Annotated in this window: 6 protein-coding genes; 1 reads left to right on the top strand and 5 read right to left on the bottom strand. The window is 68.6% G+C overall.

Features of this window, described 5'->3' with window-relative positions:
* Positions 1-187: 187 nt before the first annotated feature.
* The 3 genes from AB0D99_RS33915 to AB0D99_RS33905 form a co-directional block, all read right to left on the bottom strand.
* Positions 188-1,342, bottom strand: coding sequence for a hypothetical protein (locus tag AB0D99_RS33915; RefSeq protein WP_362371403.1), 1,155 nt, complete (start codon positions 1,340-1,342; stop codon positions 188-190).
* A 494-nt stretch (positions 1,343-1,836) separates the two neighbouring features.
* The gene (locus AB0D99_RS33910) at positions 1,837-1,998 is read right to left on the bottom strand and encodes a hypothetical protein (protein WP_362371400.1); all 162 of its coding nucleotides are present in this window, start codon (positions 1,996-1,998) and stop codon (positions 1,837-1,839) included.
* A gap of 129 nt (positions 1,999-2,127) precedes the next feature.
* Complete coding sequence (locus AB0D99_RS33905; RefSeq protein WP_362371397.1) at positions 2,128-3,120, bottom strand: TerC family protein; 993 nt, start codon at positions 3,118-3,120, stop codon at positions 2,128-2,130.
* 490 nt (positions 3,121-3,610) lie between these two features.
* Here AB0D99_RS33905 and AB0D99_RS33900 point away from each other — a divergent pair, with 490 nt between their 5' ends.
* Positions 3,611-4,702, top strand: a complete 1,092-nt coding sequence (locus AB0D99_RS33900) for a PP2C family protein-serine/threonine phosphatase (protein ID WP_362371394.1) — start codon at positions 3,611-3,613, stop codon at positions 4,700-4,702.
* 65 nt (positions 4,703-4,767) lie between these two features.
* Here AB0D99_RS33900 and AB0D99_RS33895 read toward each other — a convergent pair whose 3' ends face one another.
* On the bottom strand, positions 4,768-5,256 hold the full coding sequence (locus tag AB0D99_RS33895; RefSeq protein ID WP_362371391.1) for a hypothetical protein: 489 nt from the start codon (positions 5,254-5,256) through the stop codon (positions 4,768-4,770).
* Positions 5,257-5,413: 157 nt separating this feature from the next.
* Positions 5,414-5,983 carry a suppressor of fused domain protein gene (locus tag AB0D99_RS33890; RefSeq protein WP_362371388.1) on the bottom strand — a complete coding sequence of 190 codons (570 nt, stop codon included), beginning with the start codon at positions 5,981-5,983 and terminating at the stop codon, positions 5,414-5,416.
* Positions 5,984-6,000 lie beyond the last annotated feature (17 nt).

The following is a 6,000-nucleotide window of genomic DNA, read 5'->3' as shown; positions in this document are numbered from 1 at the left end:
GTGCGCCGCCCCGCCCCCCCGCGCCCCCCCCCCCCCGGCCGGGGGGCGCCCCCCCCCGGGCGGGGCCGGGCGGGGCCCCCGTGCGGCGCGCCGCACGTAGGCACGGGGGCCGGACCGCGAACGTCTCAGCGATGTGGCCGGAGCAGGAACGGCCTCACGGCTCCCGCCGTGGTCCCGTTCCCGGCCTCTACCGATCAGGTCGACGGAAGAGGGAGAACGTCTTCGTGAGGGTCTTCAGTGCCGAGCTGTCCTGCTCGGCCGTAGCCGGCGGGAGTGCCTGGGCGGTGCTGCGGCCGCTGCCGGCCTCCGCGAGTGCGGCGTGTGCCGACTCGGCAGCCTCGCGGTAGAGGTCGCAGGACGCCGTCATGGCCCTGAGCGCCTCGGCGTACCTGGTGACCATGGCTCGCGCATGGACGAGTTCCTCGTCGGGGGTGAGCAGGTGCCAGCCCTGGCGCAATCGGACCAGGGCCTGTTCGGCGCCGTCCGGCAAGGGGCGCGGCAGCGAGGCGAACTCCGTGATCTTCTGCAGGAGCGCGGTCGGCTCCGTGCCGTCGAGGAAGACGTTGTTCACGGTGAAGCGTTCCGGGTCGTACCCCTCGGCCTGCGGGGTGAGGGGCAGGACGACGGCCCCGCCGCGCGGTAGCCCCACGCCCAGCTCGCGCTTCATCGCGAAATCGGCGATCAGCGCCTGCTCCGGTGTGGCCCGGTGTTCGATCACCCGGTGCCTGAGGCTCGGTGGCAGGAACGCGGTGACCGGCCGCCGTCCGAGCGTGTCCGGTGTCATCGCCTCGTGCACCACGACATGGATGAACCAGCTCTGCCGGGTGCAGTCGCGCAGGAGGCGCCGCAACTCGCCGTCGTCCTTGGGGAGGTGGTTCGCGCTCCGCAGACGCCCTCCGGCGACCCTGTCGTGATCCCAGGCGATGTGGTCGCTGTCGGGCCAGAACATGGTGGCGGGTGAGGGCCAACTCGCGTCCCACGCCCGCTCCGCCTCGGCGGCCAGGACCCAGGCGACCTCGCTGTCGTTGCCGACGGCTCGGGACTCGGCTTCGTAGGTGGTCAGTTGAGCGCGCACGGTGACGTTGCCGGAGGCGCGCCAGCGTGCCTCGAACACGCGGCGGGCCGTGGGGCCGGGGTCGGCGGATTCGTCCCGGGGGAACATGTCGGTGGAGCGGGCCGCCTCGACGGGGTCGAGGTCGAGGAAGTCGTCGATCACTCCGGCCGCCTTGAGGGCGAGCAGGTTGCGTCGGACGTCCCGCTCGGGCTCGGGCCCGAGGTGACGCCCCCGTGCGAGCCATGCGGTGTCCGGAGCAGGGATCGAGGAAGGGCTGTTCTTGGCCATGGAACCGTCCAGTGGGTGATCGGGGCTCGACCAGTATGGTCCGTGACCGGAACGGCGACGTCGACCGGTCGGCACCGGCTCGCAGATGTGCCGACTCGGCACCGGCTCGCATCGGCACCGGCTCGCAGATGTGCCGACTCGGCACCGGCCCGCAGGTGTACCCACTCGGCACCGGCCCGCAGGTGTGCGCACTCGCCGGCGAGGAAGCCTCGCGCGCGATCGCCTGGGAGGAAACGCCACATGCGAGGCGAGGTGAAGCCCGATGGCGTCGGCGCTGAGGCCGGGGACGAGGTGGCACCGGAAGCCAGCGCTCCCCACGAATGGCGCTCCCCACGAATGGCGCGCCCTACGAACGGCGCGCGTGAAGGCAGGGACGGGCCGGCGTGGCTACGTCCAGATCACCGGCACCGGCGACATGGCCGGAGTGCCGGCGGGAAAACATCCGATCGCGTGACCGGACGGTTCTGTGTGTCTGGTGGTACCGGCTTGCCCTGTCAGACGTCTGTCTCCCTCGGGTTGTCGGCGCCCGAGGTGGTCTTCTCCTCCCGGTCCTGCTGCCGTTGGTTTCGGGAGCAGGAGGTGTTGGAGCAGGGCCCGGAGCTGTAGAGGGGGGCGTAGATGCCCATGGTTTTGTGGCGTTCGATGGTGGTCGGCACAGGGTGTCCGCAGGACGGGCAGACACGACCGGGTTGCGATGCTGCGGCGTGCTTCTCGCTGGACATACTCACATTTTAAGCAAGATTTGCCCGGTTTTGACCTTTTCGTTCGAGGTTCCCCGTGCCGGTTCAGGGTCCCTTTTCGGGGCCGGTTTCCGGTTCCGGCTCTGGTTCGGGTGAGGGTTTATCCGTTGGGGGGCGGAGGATGCTGAGCGTGATGGAGATGGTGAGGATGATGACGATCACGGCGAGGCTGACAGGTGAGGGGATTTCGGGAATGTCGGAGCTGATGATCTCGTGGGAGGCCTGGAGGACGAGTTTCACGCCGATGAAGGCGAGGATGATGCCGAGGCCCTTGCTCAGGTAGTGGAAGCGGTCGAGGAGGCCCGCGAGCATGAAGTAGAGGGCTCGTAGGCCGAGGATCGCGAAGGCGTTGCTGGTGTAGACGATGAAGGTGTCGTTGCTGACGGCGAGAACGGCTGGGACGCTGTCGACGGCGAATACGAGGTCGGCTGCCTCGATGGCGGCGACTACCGCGAGGAGTGGGGTCGCCACGCGTTTGCCGGCCTCTTTGACGAAGAATTTCGTTCCGGCGTAGTCGTCGCGTACCGGGATGATGGTGCGCAGGAGGCGTACGGCGATGCTGCGGCCGGGGTCGAAGCTGCCTTCTTCTTCCTTGAGGATCTTGTACGTGCTGTAGAAGAGGATCGCGGCGAACACGTAGAGCACGGCGGTGAAGCGGCTGACGACGGCGACGCCGGCGGCCAGGAAGATGCCCCGGAAGACGAGGGCGCCCAGCACGCCGAGGAACAGGACGCGGTGCTGGTAGGCGCGGGGGACGCGGAAGTAGCCGAAGATCAGGGCGAAGACGAAGAGATTGTCGACCGACAGGCTCTTCTCCAGCAGCCATGCGGTCGTGTACTCGACTCCGGCCTGTGTGCCGACGACGAGGAACACCACGGCGCCGAAGACGATGGCGAGACTGATCCACACCGCGCTCCAGGCGGCCGCCTCGCGGAAACCGATGACGTGCGCCTGGCGGTGGGCCAGCAGATCGACCGCCAGCGAGACCAACACGGTGGCGGCGAAGACGATCCAGAGCCACGACGGCACATCGTGCACGACACAACCTCACAGGGTGACCGGTGCTGCCGGGCAGTGCCCCTTTATACGAGTTTGCAGGCCACGGCATCCGTTGTCCTGCTCATAGCCCGGCCGAGGGCCGGATCGCAGGCGTCCGGTCGCAGCGCGAGGGGGAGCGTCCACACGGCGTGGCGCGACCCGACTCCGGCGCACAGGCCGCCATCAGCGCACCCCCGGTGGCCCGCCCAGGGCGGCCGTCCGGCTGCCGGACTCCAACGGCAGCGGTCATGAGCCCCCACAGGGCATCCCGCACACACCTCCGGGCGTATCCCGTCCGATCGCCCGCCCGGCTCCGGCCCGCCCCTGCCCCGGCGTCCCGGCGCGCGCGGATACGGGCGCCGTATCAGCGACTACGCCGGATACGCGGCCGCCGCCTGCGTGGGGAGGGCATGTGAGGGGCGCGGTGGTGGACGGTCCGGTACCGCTTGTCACTGCGCTGTGACCGTATTGCCAGGATATTGTGGGAAGTGTGATCGAGTCTGGACGGCCGCGGCTGCGTCGGCGCTACGGCCGGGGGAGGCTCGTACGGCTGTCGCCGGTCATCCTGACCATCGTGATCGCGAGCCTGGCCTATGCCACTCCGCCGGAAATGGCCTTCAGTCGCCTGCTCCCCGCGGCGCCGGCCCTGGCCGCCGCGATGTGGCCGGTCCTCCCCACGGTTCTGCTCGGGACGGTCTGCCTGCTCCTGATGATCGGTCTCGGTCTGGTCTTCCCCGACCTGGGGACGTGGTGGACGGCCTCGGGAATCGTCGCGGTCACCGTGGCGGCCGCGTACGGGAGCCACGCTCGGCTCCAGCGGGAGCGCACCCTGTTCCAGGTACGGCTCGTCGCCGACGCCGCCCAGCAGGTGGTGCTGAGTCCCATGCCGCGCCGCTTCGGGAGGGTCGAGATCGAGTCGCTGTACCTGGCGGCCGCGGCGGAGGCCCGGATCGGCGGAGACTTCTACGAGGTGGTCGACACGCCGTACGGGGTGCGGCTGCTCATCGGTGACGTGCGCGGCAAGGGCCTGCCGGCGGTGGGGGCTGCCGCGGCCATCGTCAACGCCTTCCGGGAGGCGGCCTACGACGAGAGGGACATGGTCGACATCGCCCGCAGGCTGGACGCCAGCAGCACCCGCTACAACGCCGCCTTTCCTCCCGAGGGCCCGATGGAGCGCTTCGCCACCGCACTTCTCGCCGAGATCCCCCACGACGGCGCACGCATCGGCATCCTCAACTGCGGACACCCCCCACCACTGCTCCTCAACCGCGACGGACTGCGGATTCTCGAGCCCGCGTCGCCCGCACCCCTGCTCAGCCTCGCCGAGCTGATCGGCGATCACTACAACGTCGACACCTTCGACATCGCCCCCGATGACCTGCTGCTGCTCTACACCGACGGGATCGCCGAGACCCGTGCCCGGGACGGCGAGTTCTTCCCGCTGGCGGCCTGGATGCGCAAGCAGCCCCCGACGCCACCCCGCGACCTGCTCACGGCTCTCCACCGTGACCTCCTGCGCTACAGCGGAGGCCGTCTCGACGACGACATCGCCGCCCTCGCCGTACGTCTTTCCACGTCATGACTCTTGCGTGTGGCCAGACTCGCGTATCCGGTGAATCGGCCGGTGACTCCTGGAAACCCTGAGGGTCAGATCAATTGCCGAAGGGAGGGAGCGTGGGAGATCGTGCCGAGTGGCTGCCCGCATGTGCAGATTCGGCTCACTGGACAGACAAGGTTGCTCTGGGTGCTGAACGTTCCGGCTTGTCTGGACTGGGGGCAGAGGTATGCGGCGTACAGACGGATCCAGCGTGTCATCGCGGTCGATCGCGTGTCCCGCTTGGCGTCGTGGAACGGTGCCCACCAGAAGTCGACGACTGCCCGGAGTGCCAGTCGATCCTTTTCGTGAGTGACGTCGAAGCCTGAAATGCGTGCCGCGGCCGGGTGTCGCGGGTGCTTCTGGTCTCCCGAACAGTTCGCGTGTTCCTGGCCGTACTCAAAGGATGTGGTGCGGCCCGTGCGCTCACATATGAAGCAGTCCAGGCTCAATTCCAGCTTCGGTTGCCAGTGGAGGTTGTGGAACTCCTCGCTTTCGTCCAGCCCTGTCAGTTCGGCAGTGATCTCAACGGTTCGCAACATGGGCTGATCATCCCAGCGGGCTGGGATGCGGTAATCGTCCGGTGGGCCGTTGCGCCACCCCGGCTCTTCCCGGTCCCGAGGTGGCCGCCCCACGTGGAGCCGGTGCCGACGAGGACGCCACCCGCAGGGGTCGGGCCGGGCGCCTCCTCTTCGCGGATCAGACCGCGGGGCGACGGAGCACGTCGGTGGGGTCCCAGTTGCTTTTCCAGAAGCGTTCCAGCCCGTGCTCGTCGATGAACTGCCGCTCGACCTCGTGGATGGGGTACATCCCCTGGATGTTGATCAGGTCGTGGCCTTCGTGTCCCGGAATGCCGACGTCGATGCCCAGGTAGTCGTCCCGTTCGATGACCAGCGGTGCGAACACGACGAAGGCCGTCATCGCCGACTCGGGCACGATGCGCTCGCCGAAATCGAGGGTGCTGCCGTAGCTGAAGGGGCAGGTGCCACGGAGTTGCTCGGCGAGGAAGCCCACCGCGTGGGCCCAGATCACGTTGGTCGACTTCACGCTGAGGCAGAGCTCCGGTGAGCCGTGTCGCCAATCCGGATGCTCCGCCAGCGACACCCCGTAGGTGAGCGCCGTGAGAAGCCCGTCCGGCAGGTTGTCGTACACGATCTCCGTCACGCCCCGCAGCCCCTGCTTGGTCGACTCGACGGGAAAGAAGCGGGGCTCCGTTCCTCCGGAAAGCTGATCAAGATGGGCGAGGTACCTCTCCACACGACTGGCCATGCGCCCACCATGCACGA

It is taken from the genome of Streptomyces sp. NPDC047971 (assembly GCF_040653355.1).
Taxonomy (GTDB): Bacteria; Actinomycetota; Actinomycetes; order Streptomycetales; family Streptomycetaceae; genus Streptomyces.
This window is presented reverse-complemented; position numbering and strand designations above follow the sequence as displayed.